Raw genomic sequence first — 17,410 nt, 5'->3', positions numbered from 1 at the left:
CGGCGGTTATGGCGGGAAGGAAACACCCGGTTACATTCCGAACCCGGAAGTTAAGCTTCTTTGCGCCGATGGTACTGCACTCGGGAGGGTGTGGGAGAGTAGGTCACCGCCGGACAATCTTTTAAGGGGCTCCGACGCCATAGTGCGTCGGGGCCCTTTTTTGCGTTCACGGCCACACCACACATGACATGTTCGGTCCGCTATCCGCACTGAACTGATCCGCGCGCCAAGCGCTCCGCCCAGGCGGCCGGCTTGAAGCGAGGAATCTCGACATTCAAGCCTGGGTAAACGCGAATTCCAGGGTCGCGGCCTGCGCCCTGCGAAGGCTGAAGCGGCAAGTGCTCGCCCCGGAGCCGGGCTCGCTGGACCTGCTGATACCGAGCAGAGGTCGATCACGGAAAGTGGGCCAGACCCACACGCACTTGGCCATTGACAGCATCGGACGCAGATGTGGCCCACTGGCCCTCTCCCCAGGTATCACCGCAGTCACGGCAGATTCCGCTCAATGGCCGATTCCACTCACCTGAGACCGCAGTCATCGCGCGACCGGCCAGCCCCATCAGTGACCGCTGTCATCGGGCGACAGGCTAGCCTCGTCAGCGGCTGCACTACTACCTGCCGGTTCGCCTCCGGCAGCTCGCCCACACCGGTTCGCCTTCGGCAAGCTCGGCCACACCTGTGCGCACAGCGTCGTCCGCACCTTCGTCTGGGGGCGACGTCACGCCCCTCTTCCATGAAGAGCTGCACCCTCACGGGCTCAAAGCCGCTCGACTACCTCAGGGAGCCGCCGGAGCCCCTCCCGCTCGATGGTCAGCCCCCCACTCCCTCTCCTGACCATCCATAGGTACAGCGTGCTATGCACCCTCGGCTGACTGGTGCCGTACCGCCACTTGGTCCGCAACTACGAGGCCTCGCCCGTTCGCTCTGAGGCCCGCGATTCACATGGCGTGACCGACCTCGTGGCCCGCCGTCCCATCTGAGGCCGTGATTCACATCGCGTGACTGACCGCGTGACCCGCCGTCTCACCGGCGAGTACACGCCCGCCTGGCGTAGTACTACAAACCTGATCAGATGTGACTGAACGCCCACTCGGAGTGGAGACGGGCGAGGAGGCGGATTCAGGGTGCGGAGAGGGCGTCGACCGGACTCCAGCACGGCCCCGGGGCCGACGAGGCCGTCGTCCACCAGTTGCCCGAGCACGATCGAGCCGAGCCCGACGCCCGGCAGCAGCCCGAGCGCGATCGCGGGCAGGGCCACGACGACCGTCTCCAGTACGACGCTCTGCCGGATCTGGCGCGGGGTGGCGGCGATGGAGCGCAGCAGAGCCAGTTCCCGCTCGCGATGCTCGATGGTGAGGGACACGGTGGAGACGACGCCGAACGCCACGGTCCAGCCGCCCAGGATGGCTGGCAGCGTGATCAGGAATCCGGAGTCGCGGCCTGTCGCCAGGCCGGTCTCCAGCAGGCTCGCGAAGGCGGCGAGCAGCGCGGTCCCGGTTGCCATGACGGAGGCCGAGGCGAGGTGGGACGCCCGGTGGGCGCGGATCGTGCCAAGTGCCAGACGCCACTTCATCGGACGCCTCCGGCGTGGACGGGCGCCGACAGGCGGGCCATCCGCGCCGCCACCGCGCCCGCGTCGGGCCGGGGCAGGCGATCCACGATCCGCCCGTCGGCGAAGAACACCACCATGTCGGCGTACGAGGCGCGACCGGGTCGTGCGTCACCATCACGATCGTCTGGCCGTCCTGGCTGGCCGCCTGGCGCAGGATGCCGAGCACCTCGCGCGCGGCCTGAGTGTCGAGAGCGCCGGTCGGCTCGTCGGCGAAGACGATGGCCGGTTCGGACAGGATGGCCCGGGCGATGGACACCCGCTGCTGCTGGCCGCCCGAGAGCTGCGCCGGGCGATGGCCGGTCCGGTCGCTCAGGCCCAGCCGCGTGAGCAGCGCCCGCACCCGCCGCCCGTCTGTGCGGCGGCCGGCGAACTCCACGGGCAGTGCCACGTCGCTGTGTTGGACCGGCGGCAGCACCTCGGCGGCGGCCGTCTGCCACAACCTGGACATCTCCATCGCCGCCCAGCTCAAGACGATCCTCGCCGAACAGGCGCCGTCGGGTATCGACAGACAGGTGGATCTCGGTGGTGAAACCGCCCCTTTTAAGAGCGTGAAGACAAGGGGTTTGGTCGGTGAGGTTGGTATCGGCAACGCTTCGGCAGGTTATGTCAGTGGGCTCTGCCATGATCGCCGAATGATCACGCTCCCTGGCGACTACGACTGGTTCGCCACCTCCGGCCTCGCGGAGGCTTACAGCTTCATCTTCGTTCGGGGGCTCACACCCGAGCAGCTCGTAGCCCGGATGGGCGGCCGGGCGGAAGACTTCTCCTGGATGACGCTCGATGAGTCGATGGGTGGCGGCGGCCGCTATGGCTACGAGACCGAGTTCGTCGCGGTCACGGCCGTCGGTGAGTGGGCGTTCGTCGCGCAGGACAACAGTTCGCTCGGCGCCGACGACGAGTTCCTCGCGCCGCTGTCGACGGGCAACCGCCTGGTCTCCCTCTACCGCCTCGACATCAAGGGGCTGGAGGAATTCCGCTGGATGGAGGACGGGGAGACCCGGTTCGTTTTCGGGGCGCAGGACGGCTTCTCCGAGGTTCCCGACGAACTCGTGGAGACCATGGAGCGGCTCGATCGCGACTATGGGGAGCACAAGTGGGATCTTTACCGGGGGCCAGGGCTTGTCCTGATCGAGCACCTCACCGGAATCAGGCTCACCCCCCAGATCCTCGAGGGGTCCTCTTACCTGTCCGGAGTCATCTCCATGCCGCCGACCACCGCCTAAGCGTTTCCGTGGGAACTCATACTCGCGGTGGTGCTGTCGGCGTCGGGACACGATCTTCGGTTCAAGGCCTGTCACGCGAAGATGTCCGGCCTCGGTCTCGCAGGCGCTTAGAGATGCAGGGTGGCGGACAGTACGGTTACGGCCTTGCCGGCCAGGTGGACGCGGTCGCCCGCGTGGGTGACGTGGACGATGCCGCCCCGGGCCGAGAGTTGGGCGCCGGTCAGGGAGGCGCGGCCGAGGCGGGCCGACCAGTACGGGGACAGCGCGCAGTGGGCCGAGCCCGTCACCGGGTCCTCGGGCACACCCACGTTCGGCGCGAAGAAGCGGGAGACGAAGTCGGTTTCCGAGCCGGGAGCCGTGACGATGACGCCTCTCGCGTCCATGGCGGCAAGGGCGGCGATATCGGGGGACAGGGAGCGTACCGTCTCCTCCGAGTCCACCTCCACCAGCAGGTCGAGCAGACTTTTCCCGACCCGCACCGGCGTGATCCCGAGTGCTTTCTCCAGTCCGGCGGGAACGGGGACAGGGGTCACGTCCTTGGCCGGGAAATCCATTGTGATCATGTCGTCGGCACGCCGATTCACGGTTAGCGTGCCGCTGGCCGTACTGAATTCGAGCTGACCCGTCGCCGCACCGGTCGAATAGAGCACGTGGGCGGTTGCGAGAGTGGCGTGGCCACAGAGAGTGACTTCTACTGCAGGGGTGAACCAGCGCAGTGAATCCCCGAGCAGGAAGGCGGTCTCGGAGAGGTTCATCTCGGCGGCTACGCTCTGCATCCATCGGTCAGTAACCGGAGAGTCCAGCAGGCAGACCGCTGCGGGATTACCCTTGAAAGCTGTGTCGGTGAAGGCGTCTACCGTGAAGAGGCGCATGGGGCAGATGGTATACGGGGGTCGGATATCCAGCTGCAAGCAGGCTGCAAGCCGTACAAAATGGAATTAGGGCTGGGCGTGTCGCGTGGCGAATGCGGAATCGTCGGTTACCGTCCAATGTGTAGGGACGTGCCGATTACGGTGAGTTCCTGAGGAAAGGACAAGCCGATGGGGGCAGTGCGCAAGGTGGTGAGCTACCTTGGCCTGAGCGGGGTCGATCACTACGACGAGGGCTATGACGACGACGAGCACTACGAGGACGAGTACGTCCCCGCGACCGAGCGGGCCGCCCGGCGGTGGCGCGCGAACGTCGACTCGTCACGGATCGTTATGGTTCAGCCGCTCAAGTACAACGACGCACCGTTGATCGGTCAGCATTTCCGTGACGGGCAGACGGTGATCATGGATGTCACGGGCATGCCGTTGTCCGAGGCGACGAGGATGGTGGACTTCGCCGCCGGGCTGGCTTTCGGGTGCGAGGGGCGGATCGAGCGCATCGCTGAGCGCGTCTTCCTGCTCGCGCCGGCTCACGTGGAGATCGAGATCTCCTAGCCGAGCGGCCCGATTGACACCACCGAGATCACCTGACCGTCAGTGAGCAGCGCGCGGGCCGCGACGGATCAGCCGGGTCAGCTCGGCTGCGTCGTCAGCGGCCTGCTTCGCGCGGGTCTCCGATTCGCGGGCATAGGCGTGTAGTGCCCAGACCGCCCCTTCAGCCAGCTCCTTCAGCTCGTTGACCTGGCCGGCCACGTAGCGGGCGTCGGCCTCGGCGAGTTTGCGACGTTGCCAGAGCCCCCAGCCGGCCAAGCCGATCATGGCCACCGCGGCGGCGGCGAGCAGGCGGCTGGCGAACACCGCGCCGACCAGGCAGGCGACACCCACGACGATCAGCACCATGGCGGCCCAAGGACGGCCGCGCGGCACCATGCCCTCGGTGACGATCGACTCCTCGGCCGCGGCCAGCGAAGCCTGGTCGGCTCCCTCCGGACGCAGTTCGATGTGGTGGCCGAGCAGTGGCACCGTCAGCGTGGCCGGCGGCTCCAGGCGGCTGTCGGCCTCAAGCCCCTCGGCCACACCGCGCAGGATCGGCGCCGCGACGTGCAGGGCGATCGCCGCCAGGTGCGGGTCGGCGCCGGGGCGCAGGTCGTCGAGCAGGTAGGAGCTGAGCGAGGCCATCGGCCCGGCCGGCCCGCTCTGCCCGATCAGTGAGCGCAGCACGGCGAGCGGCTCGTCCTCGGCCCAGGTCGCGGCCGGGTTGCCCGCGCTGTTGTCGAGCGGCGCGGCGGAGTCGTGCTCGGCCTGCCGCGCCGAGGTGATCTCCGCGCACCGGCCGCGCAACCTGGCCAGGCGGGCGGCGGCCACGGCGGGCCTGGCCAGCTCGGGGATCTCGGCCATCTCGGGGAAGTCGGCCAGCGACGGCGGCACGACGACCGACGGCTCGCCGGGCGCGATGGCCTGCACCCACTGCTCGGGGTCGGCGTGCTCCTGGACGGCCAGCACATCGAGTTTGCGCAGCACGAAGATCTTGCCGGCGGGGCCGTACGCCCCCCGGGCCGCGGCCAGCCAGAGCGAGCGCTGGCCGTGGGAGACCGGGTGGTCGAGTGACAGCTCGCCGAAGGCGGTGCCGAGCCAGGAGGCGTGGATGCGGCTGCCCTGCCCGGAGACCGCCAGCGCCAGGCAGAGGAAGAGGGCGGTCTGCTGCTGGTCGCGGCCGGCGGCCTTGCTCAGCGGTTCGAGCGGGTCGTCACCGGCCAGGACGGCCACCAGCGCCTCGACGGCAGGAGGCAGCCAGTAGCCGGATACGTCGCGAAAGCTCGGTGCGGCCGGAGGCGCGGTGCCCTTGGCGGCGAGGTGCGCCAGCAGCGCCTCGGCGTAACGATGCAACTCGGTCGCTGCTGGGGGGCTCGCAGTCACGTCCGTGCTCAAGGCAGAGAACTCCCCAATTCGGCCTCAGTTCATGACCGCGTAAAGCCTAGCTGGATGGGCGCGCCAACCCGGTGGAGGCGCGCCCATGTCGGAACGGGAGACTTTGAGTCAACTGCCTGTTACATGCGCTCGGGGACCGGGACGCCCAGAAGGTCGAGCCCGGTCTCCAGCACCTGCAAGGACAGCGCGCACAGAGCCAGCCGGGAGGCGCGGACGGCGGGGTCCGGCTCCTTGAGGACAGGGCACTGCTCGAAGAAGTCGGTGAAGGCGGAGGCGGTGGCGTAGAGGAACGCGCACAGCCGGTGCGGCTCGCTCAAGGTCGTCGCCTGCTCCACCACCGCGCCGAAGCCCAGCAGTTGCAGGGCCAGGGCCCGCTCGGCGGGTGCGCCGAGGGCGATGGGACCGGTCGCCGTGGCGCGGTCGATCTCGCCTCTGCGGAAGATCGAGCGGATCCGGGCCTGCGCGTATTGCAGGTAGGGGCCGGTGTTGCCGGTGGTGGCCACCATACGATCGAGGTCGAAGACGTATTCACTTTCGTGACTGACCGACAAATCGGCATATTTCACTGCGGCCATGCCGACGGCGTGCGCGATCTCGGCCCGCGTCCCGTCGTCGTACTCCCTGTCGGCGATCAGCGCGGCTGCCCGGTCGACGGCCTCCTGGAGCAGGTCCATCAGCTTGACGGACTCGCCCGACCTGGTCCTGAACCGGCGCCCGTCCTTGCCCAGCATCATGCCGATCCGCACGTGCTCGGCCGAGACCGTGTCGGGCAGCCAGCCCGACAACTTGGCGGCGGCGAACACCATCTGGAAGTGCAGCGCCTGCTCGTTGCCCACGACGTAGAGGATGCGGTCGGCCTTGAGGTCGTGGACGCGGTAGCGGATGGCCGCCAGGTCGGTGGTGGCATAACCGTAGCCGCCGTCGCTCTTCCTGATGATGAGCGGCAGCGGCTTGTCGTCGGATCCGGTGAAGCCGGGCGGGAACACGCAGAGCGCGCCCTCGCTGATCACGGCCGTCCCGGACGACTCCAGGTCGTCGCAGGTCTTCTGGAGCATCGCGTTGTACATGCTCTCGCCGGCGATGTCGGCGTCGGTCAGCGTGACGCCGAGCAGGTCGTAGACCTTGTTGAAGAACCGCACGGTCGCGCCCATGAACACGTGCCACAGGCGCAGCGTCTCGGGGTCGCCCGACTGCAGCGTGGTCACCCGCACCCGCGACCGCTGCCTGAACGCCTCGTCGGCCTCGAACTTGGCCCGCGCCGCCTGGTAGAACTCCGTGCCCTGGCCCGCCTCCAGCTCCGCGACCGCGGCCTGCTCGCCCATGTCGAGCAGGTGCTCGATGAGCATGCCGAACGGGGTGCCCCAGTCGCCCAGGTGGTTCTGCCTGATGACGGTGTTGCCCAGGTGCTCGTGCATGCGGGCCAGCGAGTCGCCCACGATCGTCGTGCGCAGGTGGCCGACGTGCATCTCCTTGGCCGCGTTGGGCGCGGAGTAGTCGATCACCACGGTCTGCGACGGCGTGATCGTGCCGACGCCGAGCCGCGCGTCGGACAACATCTGCCCGGCCTCGGTGGCGATCCATGAGTCGTCGAGGGTGATGTTGAGGAAGCCGGGGCCGCTGACCTCGACCGTGCCGGGGAAGTCGGACAGCTCCGCTCTGATCGCTTCGGCGACCTCCCGCGGGGACCGTCGCAGGCGCTTGGCCAGGCTCATCGCGACGTTCGCCTGGAAGTCGGCGAACTGGGAAGGCCGGATCAGCGGGTCTGCGTCGGCGTGCTCGGAGCCGAACGCGCGGGCCAGCGCCTGCTGGACGCGCTCGGTGAGCACTATCTGCGGGTCGGTCATGGTCTAAGGGTACCGGCGAGCTTGACCGCGACGCTTATCATTACGGCCGCCAAGATCGAGATGCCGACGGCGGTCAGGTCGTTGCTGAGATCGCCGGGTTCGAGGGCGAAGAAGTCTCGTACGAAGGGCAGCGACAGGCCGATCGCGAACAGCACCGCCATGGCGCCGACCAGCCCGGCCCGCCACCAGGTGAGCGGCTTGGCGATCAGCACGAGCACCCACCAGGTGGTGAGGAAGAGCGTGATCACGGCGGCGGTCTGGTCCTCCAGCAGCGTGGAGGCGCCCTTGTGCGCGGCCCAGAACGACAGCAGCACCGCCACCGCGCACAACACCCCGGCCGGCACGGCGAAGCGCAGCACCCGGGGCACGAACCCGGGCTTCGAGCGCTCAAGGGTCGGGGCCAGCGCGAGGAAGAACGCCGGGATGCCGATGACCAGCGCGTTCACCAGGGTCGAGTGCCGCGGCGCGAACGGGAACATGACCCCGGCCACCCCGACGAGCAGCGAGAGCACGATCGCGTAGAAGGTCTTGGTGAGGAACAGGTTGGAGACCCGTTCGATGTTGGCCAGCACCCGCCGGCCCTCGTTCACGACGTGCGGCAGCGTGGCGAACTTGTCGTCGAGCAGCACCACCTGAGCGACCGCCTTGGTGGCCGGGCTGCCCGCGCCCATCGCGATGCCCAGGTCGGCGTCCTTCAGCGCGAGCACGTCGTTGACGCCGTCGCCCGTCATGGCCACGGTGTGGCCGCGGGCCTGCAGCGCGGTGACGAACTCACGCTTCTGGCGCGGGGTGACCCGGCCGAAGACGGTGTGTGAGTCCAGCAGTTCGCCGAGTTTGTCCGGGTCGTCGTGCGGGAGCGTCCTGGCGTCGATCGAGCGATCGGCGCGGGGGATGCCGAGGCCGGTCGCGATCGCCGAGACGGCCACCGGGTTGTCACCAGAGATGATCTTCACGGTGACGCCCTGCTTGGCGAAGTAGTTCAGGGTCTCGTGGGCGTCTGGCCTGATGCGCTGCTTGAACGTGACGAGCGCGACGGGTTCGATGGCCGTCTCGCCGAGCTCCGTACCGGCCAGGCTGTCAGTACGGCACAGCGCCAGCACACGCGTGCCCGTCGCGGCCAGTTCGGCGGCCGTGTCGTAGGAGTCGCCGCCCTTGAGCAGCACGTCGGGCGCCCCCAGCACCCAGGCGCCGCGCTCGCCGAAGTCGGCCCCGCTCCACTTGCGCGCCGAGGAGAACGGCACGGTCGAGCCGGCCGCCCAGCCGCCGGGGGCGGCGGGGTAGCGGGCGCGGATGGCCTGGGCGGTGGCGTTGGGATGGCCGTCGAGGTGGGCCAGGGCGGCCAGGGCCGCGTCGACCGGCTCGTCCTCGCGCACGGGCAGCACCTGGTCGAGGTCCATCCCGCCCGCGGTCAGCGTGCCCGTCTTGTCCAGGCAGAGCACGTCCACCCTGGCCAGGCCCTCGATCGCGGGCAGCTCCTGGACCAGGCACCTGCGCCGGCCCAGGCGCACGACGCCGACCGCGAACGCGAAGGAGGTCGTCAGCACCAGGCCCTCGGGGATCATGGTGACGATGCCCGCGACCGCGCCGGTGATGGCGGTGCCCAGGTCGGCCGAGTTGTGCAGCTGGCTGTAGATCAGCAGGGCGCCGATCGGGATGACCAGCCAGGTGATGTACTTGATGAAGTTCGACACGCCCGAGCGCAGCTCGGAGTGGGCGAGATGGAACTTGCTGGCCTCCTCGGCCAGCTTGACCGCGTAGGCATCGGTGCCGACCCTCGTGGACACGAACGCCCCCGAGCCCGCCACCGTGAAGCTGCCCGACAACACCCGGTCGCCCGGCTGCTTGTGCACGGGGTCGGCCTCGCCGGTCAGCAGGGACTCGTCGACCTCCAGCCCGTCGGAGTGCACGACCTCGCCGTCGACCAGCAGGCGCTCGCCGGGGCCGAGCAGGATGAGGTCGCCGAGCACCACGTCTCGGGGGCCGACCTCGCGTTCCTCGCCGTCGCGGCGCACGCGTACGGGAGCCTCGTTGATCACCGCGAGCTTGTCGAGCGTGCGCTTGGCGCGCAGCTCCTGGATGATGCCGATCAGCGCGTTGGCCACGATGACCAGCCCGAACAGGCCGTCCTGCCACTCGCCGAAGATCAGGATCAGCACCCAGAGCACGCCGATGACCAGGTTGAACAGGGTGAACACGTTCGACCTGAGAATCGCGCTCAGCGACCTGCTCGACCGGCGCGGGACGTGGTTCGCCTTGGCCCCCGCCACCTGCGCCGAAGTGAGCCCATGCGTCACCGAGGTGAGCCCGTCCACATAACCCCCCGTTTCTGTGGATCGGTCACACCCTAGAGGGTCACCACAGTCTGTGGGAGCGACTTTGGTTGGCCATTCGGTCGCCGATCGCGGGCACGACGCCGGCCGCCGACAGGTCGGCCGCGAGCTGACAGGCGGCGCTGATCCCCTGGGCCCTGGAGGCGCCGTGGGCGATGACGACGGTTCCGTTCAGGCCGAGCAGGACGGCGCCGCCGTAGGCCTCGGCGTCGAGGCGGCGGCGCAGCTCCCGCAGGCGCGCTCGTTGCAGGACCGCGCCGAGCCTGGCCAGCCTGCTGTCGTTCATCACCTCTCTGAGCTCGGAGAACGCGTAGCGGACCGTTCCCTCCATGGTCTTCAGCGCCACGTTCCCGGTGAAGCCGTCGGTGGTGATCACATCCACCTTGCCGGTCAGCAGGTCGTGGCCCTCGATGTTGCCGGCGAAGTTGAGGCCGGGGGAGCCCTGCAGCAGCTCGTGGGCGCGCCTGACGAGCTTGTCGCCCTTCTCGGCCTCGCTGCCGATCGTCAGCAGGCCGACCTTGGGGTCCTGGATGCCGTGGGCGAGCTCGGCGTAGGTGGCTCCGAGATGCGCGAACTGCACCAGCATCTCCGGCTTGACCTCGGCGTTCGCGCCGGCGTCCAGGAGCACGGCCGGGGCGGGCAGGGTGGGGAGCGCGACGGCTATGGCCGGTCTGAGCACGTTCTGCTGGCCCTTGAGCCTGAGTCTGCCGGTGGTCACGATGCCCGCCGTCGAGCCGGCGGACACGACCGCGTCGGCGTCGCCGCGGCGGACGAGGTGGCAGGCGATGGCGATGCTGGAGCGGGGGCGGCGCAGGCTGGCCAGCGCGCCCTCGTCCATCTCCAGGGCCTCCTCGGCCCGGACGATCGGGACCTCCTTGGTGGCGTCGTGGTCGGCCAGCGCCTCATAGAGCACGCGTGGCGAGCCGACGAGCACGACGGCCAGGCCGCGTTCGCGCACGGCGTGCACCGCTCCTGCCACGATTTCGTGCGGTGCGTGGTCCCCGCCCATGGCGTCGAGCGCGATGGGCCTGCTGTCGGACAATGATCACCTCGTACGGCATCGAGCCCGCCGTCACGGCTTGGCCGGTACGCGGGCTCGGTATGTCCGCATCGCAGGCGAGGCAGGTGCCAGGTTAACCGGCGGGTAGGCCCTCTTGGTTCCCGTGAGCGCCCGCTTCAGTCTTGGCCGGGGTGCTCAGTGCAGGTTCCAGTCGTCCTTTCCGCGGGTGACGATCACCTTGGAGAACTTCGACGCCCCCGTCACCCTGATCAGCGGCCCATCCGCCGCGGAACCTCCTGTTATATTGCGTTTGCCGAAGATTGACCGGCCCTCGTCGATCACGTGGGCGTCGTCGGGGACGCGAATGATCACCTTGCTGAACCACGCGCTCGTCTCCAGCGTGATCTCGCGTCCCGGCAGTACGGCGTCGGACAGGTCGATGATGAGCGCTCCGAACCGGGCCGTCAGCTTGACGTTGCGGGAGGCCACCCAGCGGCCCTTGCGCACCATTTTGCTGAACGTGGAGTCGATGACCTGCCGCTCGATGGCGGCGGGCACGTTGGAGGCGGACACCTCGGGCAGATCCCGGGTGATGGGGACGAGTTCGCCGACGGTCATGGCCGTGTAGGCCACGTCGAGGCGGTCGGCGTGCTCGACGCTGGTCAGTCGTCCTGTGGCGAGCGCTTCGCCCAGCACAGCGGCCACGCGGTCGCGGTCGGCGTCTGAGGCGCGCAGGTCGGGGTCATGGGTCACGATTAATCAGTGTATGCCTGGACGCGATATGTCGCGAGTGTCCGTGAACCTCAAGGAAAACTTGGAGACCAGCGGAACCGGTGACGGCAGTGTGCGCGTCCGGGTATTAAGAACCGTAGACGCGCGACAGGGTCGTGAGGTTTACACCCGATCGAACAAAAAAGATGGGAAAGGCCTAGTGATCTTGAACCAGGCAGGCACCCGACGCTTTCGGGCGTACACGTCCAAGCACCTTGACCAGCTCCTGCAGCGTGCGGGGCTGGGGGATGACGAGCGGCTCAAGGTCCGCGCCGTCGCCACGGTGCTGCCCTTTCGGACGAACGCCTACGTCGTGGATGAACTCATAGATTGGTCGGCCGCGCCCGACGACCCCATATACCGGCTTGTCTTCCCACAGGAGGACATGCTGCCCGCCGCTGACGTCGCCCGGCTGGCTGACCTGCTCAAGGCCGAGGCGCCGAACGCCGAGATCCAGGCGGAGGCGAACCGAGTACGTGCACAGCTCAACCCACATCCCGCAGGCCAGAAAGAGCTCAACGTCCCGAAGGTGGACGACGAGCCGGTACCTGGCATGCAGCACAAATATCCAGAGACCGTGCTGATCTTCCCCAAGCAGGGGCAGACCTGTCACGCCTACTGCACCTACTGCTTCCGGTGGGCGCAGTTCGTCGGCGACGCGGACCTGAAGTTCGCCTCCGACGACATCGACCAGATGGTCAACTACATTCGCCGGCATCCCGAGGTCACCAGCGTACTGATCACCGGCGGCGACGCCATGATCATGGGTGAGCCCGTGATCAGGCGGTATATCGAGCCGCTGATCGGGCTGGAGCAGCTCGAGTCCATCAGGATCGGCACCAAGGCGCTGGCCTACTGGCCGCAGCGCTTCACCACCGACCCCGACGCCGACGCCACGCTCGGCATGTTCGAGGAGGTCGTGGCCGCGGGGAAGAACCTCGCGTTCATGGCCCACTTCACGCATCCACGCGAACTGGAGTCGCCGCTGGTCGAGTCGGCCGTCAAGCGCATCCTCGGCAGCGGGGCCACGATCCGCACCCAGGCGCCGCTGATCAAGTCCATCAACGACGATCCCGCCGTGTGGTCGGGCATGTGGCGGCGGCAGCTCAGGATGGGGATGATTCCCTATTACATGTTCGTGGAGCGTGACACCGGACCACAGGACTACTTCGCGGTGCCGCTGGCGCGGGCGTACGAGATCTTCAGAGACGCCTATTCGACCGTCTCGGGGCTGGCGCGCACAGTCCGCGGGCCATCGATGTCGGCCACACCGGGCAAGGTGTGCGTCGACGGCGTCACGGAAATAGCCGGGGAGCGCGTCTTCATGCTCCACCTCATCCAGGCCCGCGACCCCTCGCTGGTGGGGCGCCCGTTCTTCGCCCGCTACGACCCGACCGCGGTCTGGCTGACGGATCTGCGGCCGGCCTTCGCCGAACGTTTTCCGTTCGAGGCAGAGGAAGCGCTCCTGCCCATCTGACCCGGCCGCGCGCGTCCACCGCGACCGGTAAATCCGCGCCCCCGGCCCGTGACATTGTTTTCGCGACCCTTTGTTCACGGGCCGCCGGGGCCCTCCTCCCTGCGCGCGAGCGCGCCCACGCGTAAGCGCGCAATATCGGAAACAAGGCCCGCCTATTTCCGTTTTGTCATCCCGCTCAACGCTCCCCCTCTACTCGGTAACCGGGCTGCAAACCCCTGCTACATGGGCATTCATGCGCCTGCGGCCGATGGTAGAACTTCTTTCGTAGCTCAGCCGTAGCGGCACGCTTCGTGTGGTGCCCATAGCGCGCCCGCCACGGCATACGGGGGTTATCGATTCGCATTTCCACCGCATTCGAGAGCGATCGATCACGAGCCGGGAAGGCAATCATGAATCGCGTAGTCAAGACGGCGATAGCCGTCACAACATTCGGTCTGGCGGCGGCGGCAATGGCCGTGCCCGCACAGGCGGAAGTTCAGCACAACACCGCCAGGTACGCTCCCATCGACGGCACGGCGGCCCGAGGCACCACAGCTGGCAGCCCGCTCGGCGGTCTCCTGGGCAGCCTGATCGGGGGCGGCCTGCTCAAGGGCCTGCTCGCCCCCAAGGCCAAGGCCGGCGCCCCCATGACCGAGGCCGAGCGTGACGCCGCCAGCGAGAACCAGGCGGAGCCCGGCATCTCGGCCAACGGGGCCGAGGACGTCACCCGCCTGGGCGGCCCGCTGCCCGAGCTGTCGCCCCTCGTCGCGGGCATCCCGCTCGCCGCCGGGGGCGGTCTGACCGGCTCCCTGCCCGTCCTGGGCGCGGCGCGCATGGCGCAGCCCGCGACGCCGTCGGTCAAGGCAGGCAAGACCGAGACCACGACCCACGGCACGACCGTGAACGGGGCCGTCGGTCAGGTGAACGGCATGCTGGACTCGTCCGTCGGGGGCGCGGTCGGCAAGCTGTCCGGCACCGGCCTGCTGCCGGCCACCAGCGCCAGCGCGAAGGGCTTTGGGGCACTGTCGGCCGAGTCGGTCCTGGGCGGGCTCTCCGACGCCGCCAGGCGCGCACTGCCGGCCGCCTCGAGCGGCGAGCTGTCCCCGATGATCGGGCAGGTCGCACCCGCCGAGATGGCCCCGGTCATCGAGGCGCTGCCCGGGACCTCCCAGGCGGCCTCCATGGACGAGCTCACCCCGCTCGTCGAGGACAGCGCGGCCCTCGTCACCTCCGGCGGCACCAAGGCCGCCCGCTCCTACAGCGACGTCGTCGCCGCCCTCGGCTGGAGCTCCGACGCGCTGACGAGCTCGGTGCGTGACCGCTGGGTGCGCCACTAACCCGCGCTGGTTCGCGACCGGACCGCGGCGTTCGGGTTCGTGGCTGGACCTCGATGGTGACGTTGTGCCCGCGGCAGGACCGCGGCGCTGGGTTCGCGACCGAACCGCGGCATTGCGCTCGCGGCCGGACCGTGGCGCTGGGTTCACGGTTGGTCCGTGACGGCGGTGCTGGTTCGCGGTTGGTCCGTGACGGCGGTGCTGGTTCGCGGTTGGTCCGTGACGGCGGCGTTGAGTTCACGGCTGGACCGTGACGGCGGCGTCAGGTTCGCGGCTGGACCGTGACAGAGGTGTTGATGAGCGTGGCCGGTCGAGTGGCCGGGCAGGAAGGTACGCGGGCGTCCAAGGTGCCGACGCCCGAGCACCAGCCCGCCGGCCAGGATCCGGCCCCGTTCTCAGCCCTCGGTGATCCCGATGGTGTCTTCCATCGGCGGCCCTATCGAGACGCTCGCTTTGGCGTTAGGTCTCTGCCGGGGTGCCGTCGGTTGATGCGGTAGGTCCCCGCGGCGGTGTCGTCGCGCTTGATGCGGACAGGTCTCTGGCGGGCGTCGTGATGACGCGGCGGGTCTCCGTCGGAGCGTTCGCTTCGACGCGGCGGAGTCTCGTTCGAGACGCCGCTGACGCGATGGACTTCCTCGCGCGGGTTCCGCCGCTACGACACGGTAGGTCGTTGTCAGGACGTCGCTTTGACGCGGCCGGTCCTTATCGGAGCGCCGCTTTGACGCGGTTGGTCTCCATGGGACGCCGTCGCACTGACGCGGCAGGCCAACGGGGCGCCCTCAGGTGCCGGGCGCCCGAGGCACTGGCGCGCATGTATTGCGAGATTCCCGTGTAAGCGGGCGGTCTCATGACGGGCTTGGGCGGACGCGCCCATCGCCCAGGGCGCTCGCGCCGCCACTGCAGGGCAGCGGCGCGACCGCCCCCGCCGCCGGCCCCAAGGGGTCGGCGGCATCTTCTTTCCTCCCATCCTTTGCGCCACGTTTCGGCTGACGGTCCCGGTCTCTGTCTTGCGCAGACGCCCGTCCTTTGCGCGGCCCTTCGGGGGACGTCCCGGCCTCCGCCCCACGCAGACGCTTATCCTTTGCGCGGCCCTTCGGCTGACGTTCCGGCCTCCGCCCCACACAAACGCCCATCCTTTACGCGCTGCCGTGGCCGGCCACCCGCCGCACTCCGGCCGGCGGCCCTCCAGGAAACGGTCTCTGACCCTTCACCGGCAGACCGCCGTTACGCGAGCCCAAGTTGCCCACCTAAGGCGGAATCGCCGCCCACACCAGTCCGGCCTTCAGCTCACGACGGCTTTGGTTGGATGGATCTGAGATCTTGTTGAGATCGCCGGCGTACGGTCTCATGGACCGCATACGAGGGGCATCGCCGAAATGAGCGGGGCAGGCATGGAGGGGCGCATCGAGCAGGCCAAGCTGTCCTATGAGCACGCTGTCTTCGTCGGCGATGTCGGTGAGCTGGTAGCGGCGGAGCGGGAGCTGGACAAGGTCGAAGCCGATCTCGCCTTGGCCCGGGGGCGGATCTTGCACGCGCGGTTCCTCGATGACCGGCGCGAGGATCCGCGTGAGCTGGTGCTGTTCGAGCGTGCGACACACCTGTACCGGACGCTGCGCGATGTGGCGGGCGAGGCGGAATCGGTGTTCTGGGAGGGCTGTTTCCACCAGGTCGTACGGAGCGACCCCGGCCGCGCCATTCCTCTCCTTGAGCAGTCGTACGACCTGGCGACGGTGGCGGGCGACCGATACACCCAGTCGGAAGCGCTGCGGCACCTGGGGATCGCCGACCATGCCGCAGGCCGGCTGGACGCCGCCCGGGAACATCTGGAGGCGTCGGTACGGTTACGCCGGGAGATCGGACTGCTGGCCGGTGTCGCCGCCAACCAGGTGGGGCTGATCTACATCGCCGCCGCGCAAGGCCGACAGGACGACGCCGTGGCGCTGGCCGCTGAGGCGTATGCCACCGCCGAGGCGTGCGGGGACCGCCGCATCATGCGGCAGGTCGCGGAGGCTCGTATCCAGGTCATGGCGCCGGACACCGATTACGGCGAGACCCACGAGCAGGGCGCACCTTGAGCCGCTGAAGCTTCGATGTCGCAAGCTCAAGGTGCACTGTCACCGGGCAGAGAACCGGCAAACGCTGTCACTTGTCACCGAGAGAACCACCCCGCCCCGCCGCAACCTCCGCCTCCCGCTGCAAGCTTTCAGGGCCCTCTCGCCGGTTAAGCCCTCCCCATGGCATTTCCCGGCACCTGGAGCGGCCTTGTGGGGGCTCTGGACGCCCTGGCTGGCTTGCCTAGGCGCCTTGCCTTTCCGGGGTTGGGCCTGAGCCTGAGGTCTGGGTCTGCGGCCTGGGCCCGGGATGGGGCGGGGCCCGTGCCTGGGGCCTGGGCCTAGGGCTCTGGGCCTTGGGCTGGGTATAGGGCCGGGGCTCGGGTCTGGGGCCGGAGGTCGGGGCTCGGGTCTGGGGTCTGGGGTCTGGGGTCTGGGGTCGGGGTGGGGCCTGGGTCAGGGCCTGGGTCGAAGTCGGGGTCTGCGGCCTGGTGGAGCCTGTGGGGCTGCTCGGTGGCTTTGTGGTGTCGTCGGGGTCCGGTGAGGGTTCGACTGGCGTCTCGGACCGTGGTTGTGGTCGTTTTGAGGGCGCCGGATGGCGTCAGGGGATGCGGACGCCTGTGCGGCGGGCTATCTGGGCCTGCAGTCTTGCCATCTGCCAGTGCAACTCCAGGAGTTGCTCGGCGAGCTTCATTCTTGGGATCTCGGACACGTCCTCGGTGGCCAGGTGGTCAATCGCGGCCGAAAGCTCTCCCATCGCGCGCCCCCACTCCATCACCGTTCCTCGGATCGAATTGACGTTCGAATCTTAGCGGAACGGCAGGCTCGCTGTCAGTCATTTGCCCCTCCGGTCGCGGCTGTTTCGCACACAAGATCGAACACTGAAGCACCGAGCGGGGCAACGTGGGCTCGCGTGACGGCGGTCTGCCGGTGAAGGGATGCTCCTATGGATGTCAAGCCGTGTTTTCTTGATCGTTTTTGGTGATGATTG

General features: G+C 68.7%; 14 protein-coding genes, 1 rRNA gene and 1 pseudogene. 7 read left to right on the top strand and 9 right to left on the bottom strand.

The window, feature by feature from the left end:
• Positions 1 to 115 (top strand): 5S ribosomal RNA (gene rrf, locus ACFPZ3_RS56615); the annotation flags it as partial.
• Between the two features lie 786 nt (positions 116 to 901).
• Here the strand turns inward: rrf and ACFPZ3_RS56610 are convergent.
• Positions 902 to 1,573 carry an FtsX-like permease family protein gene (locus tag ACFPZ3_RS56610; RefSeq protein WP_379522761.1) on the bottom strand — a complete coding sequence of 224 codons (672 nt, stop codon included), beginning with the start codon at positions 1,571 to 1,573 and terminating at the stop codon, positions 902 to 904.
• Positions 1,574 to 1,587: 14 nt separating this feature from the next.
• On the opposite strand from ACFPZ3_RS56610, the gene ACFPZ3_RS56605 reads away from it, so the two are divergent.
• Complete coding sequence (locus tag ACFPZ3_RS56605; RefSeq protein WP_379522760.1) at positions 1,588 to 1,794, top strand: hypothetical protein; 207 nt, start codon at positions 1,588 to 1,590, stop codon at positions 1,792 to 1,794.
• A 74-nt stretch (positions 1,795 to 1,868) separates the two neighbouring features.
• Here ACFPZ3_RS56605 and ACFPZ3_RS56600 read toward each other — a convergent pair.
• Positions 1,869 to 1,952: pseudogene (locus ACFPZ3_RS56600) on the bottom strand (ABC transporter ATP-binding protein); the annotation flags it as partial.
• On the opposite strand from ACFPZ3_RS56600, the gene ACFPZ3_RS56595 reads away from it, so the two are divergent.
• Positions 1,936 to 2,835 (top strand): DUF6461 domain-containing protein, encoded by a 900-nt coding sequence (locus ACFPZ3_RS56595; protein WP_379522759.1) that lies wholly within the window; start codon positions 1,936 to 1,938, stop codon positions 2,833 to 2,835. The pseudogene ACFPZ3_RS56600 and the gene ACFPZ3_RS56595 sit on opposite strands and share 17 nt — an antisense overlap.
• A gap of 107 nt (positions 2,836 to 2,942) precedes the next feature.
• Here ACFPZ3_RS56595 and ACFPZ3_RS56590 read toward each other — a convergent pair whose 3' ends face one another.
• Positions 2,943 to 3,707, bottom strand: a complete 765-nt coding sequence (locus ACFPZ3_RS56590; RefSeq protein WP_379522758.1) for a PhzF family phenazine biosynthesis protein — start codon at positions 3,705 to 3,707, stop codon at positions 2,943 to 2,945.
• Between the two features lie 168 nt (positions 3,708 to 3,875).
• On the opposite strand from ACFPZ3_RS56590, the gene ACFPZ3_RS56585 reads away from it, so the two are divergent.
• Positions 3,876 to 4,259 (top strand): cell division protein SepF, encoded by a 384-nt coding sequence (locus tag ACFPZ3_RS56585; RefSeq protein WP_379522757.1) that lies wholly within the window; start codon positions 3,876 to 3,878, stop codon positions 4,257 to 4,259.
• 39 nt (positions 4,260 to 4,298) lie between these two features.
• Here ACFPZ3_RS56585 and ACFPZ3_RS56580 read toward each other — a convergent pair whose 3' ends face one another.
• The 5 genes from ACFPZ3_RS56580 to ACFPZ3_RS56560 form a co-directional block, all read right to left on the bottom strand.
• The gene (locus tag ACFPZ3_RS56580; protein ID WP_379522756.1) at positions 4,299 to 5,633 is read right to left on the bottom strand and encodes a hypothetical protein; all 1,335 of its coding nucleotides are present in this window, start codon (positions 5,631 to 5,633) and stop codon (positions 4,299 to 4,301) included.
• A gap of 119 nt (positions 5,634 to 5,752) precedes the next feature.
• Entirely contained in the window at positions 5,753 to 7,477 is a 1,725-nt protein-coding gene (gene argS / locus ACFPZ3_RS56575) for an arginine--tRNA ligase (protein WP_379522755.1), read from the bottom strand.
• Positions 7,474 to 9,789: an HAD-IC family P-type ATPase gene (locus tag ACFPZ3_RS56570; protein ID WP_379522754.1), complete on the bottom strand. Its 2,316-nt coding sequence runs from the start codon at positions 9,787 to 9,789 to the stop codon at positions 7,474 to 7,476. Before ACFPZ3_RS56570 ends, argS begins: the two co-directional genes overlap by 4 nt.
• Positions 9,790 to 9,829: 40 nt before the next feature.
• Positions 9,830 to 10,849: a phosphate acyltransferase PlsX gene (plsX, locus tag ACFPZ3_RS56565; protein ID WP_379522753.1), complete on the bottom strand. Its 1,020-nt coding sequence runs from the start codon at positions 10,847 to 10,849 to the stop codon at positions 9,830 to 9,832.
• 153 nt (positions 10,850 to 11,002) lie between these two features.
• Positions 11,003 to 11,560, bottom strand: coding sequence for a DUF1707 SHOCT-like domain-containing protein (locus ACFPZ3_RS56560; protein WP_379522752.1), 558 nt, complete (start codon positions 11,558 to 11,560; stop codon positions 11,003 to 11,005).
• 178 nt (positions 11,561 to 11,738) lie between these two features.
• On the opposite strand from ACFPZ3_RS56560, the gene ACFPZ3_RS56555 reads away from it, so the two are divergent.
• From ACFPZ3_RS56555 to ACFPZ3_RS56545, 3 genes are all read left to right on the top strand, one after another.
• Positions 11,739 to 13,055: a KamA family radical SAM protein gene (locus ACFPZ3_RS56555; RefSeq protein ID WP_379522751.1), complete on the top strand. Its 1,317-nt coding sequence runs from the start codon at positions 11,739 to 11,741 to the stop codon at positions 13,053 to 13,055.
• Between the two features lie 389 nt (positions 13,056 to 13,444).
• A complete protein-coding gene (locus ACFPZ3_RS56550) occupies positions 13,445 to 14,371 on the top strand; it encodes a hypothetical protein (RefSeq protein ID WP_379522750.1) in 927 nt (308 codons plus the stop codon).
• Positions 14,372 to 15,744: 1,373 nt separating this feature from the next.
• Positions 15,745 to 16,443, top strand: coding sequence for a tetratricopeptide repeat protein (locus ACFPZ3_RS56545; RefSeq protein WP_379522749.1), 699 nt, complete (start codon positions 15,745 to 15,747; stop codon positions 16,441 to 16,443).
• Between the two features lie 577 nt (positions 16,444 to 17,020).
• Here ACFPZ3_RS56545 and ACFPZ3_RS56540 read toward each other — a convergent pair.
• Complete coding sequence (locus ACFPZ3_RS56540) at positions 17,021 to 17,176, bottom strand: hypothetical protein (protein WP_379522748.1); 156 nt, start codon at positions 17,174 to 17,176, stop codon at positions 17,021 to 17,023.
• Positions 17,177 to 17,410 lie beyond the last annotated feature (234 nt).

The organism is Nonomuraea insulae, from assembly GCF_042656245.1.
Note: the sequence above shows the minus strand (reverse complement) of the source record. Positions and strands in the feature narration are given on the sequence as shown.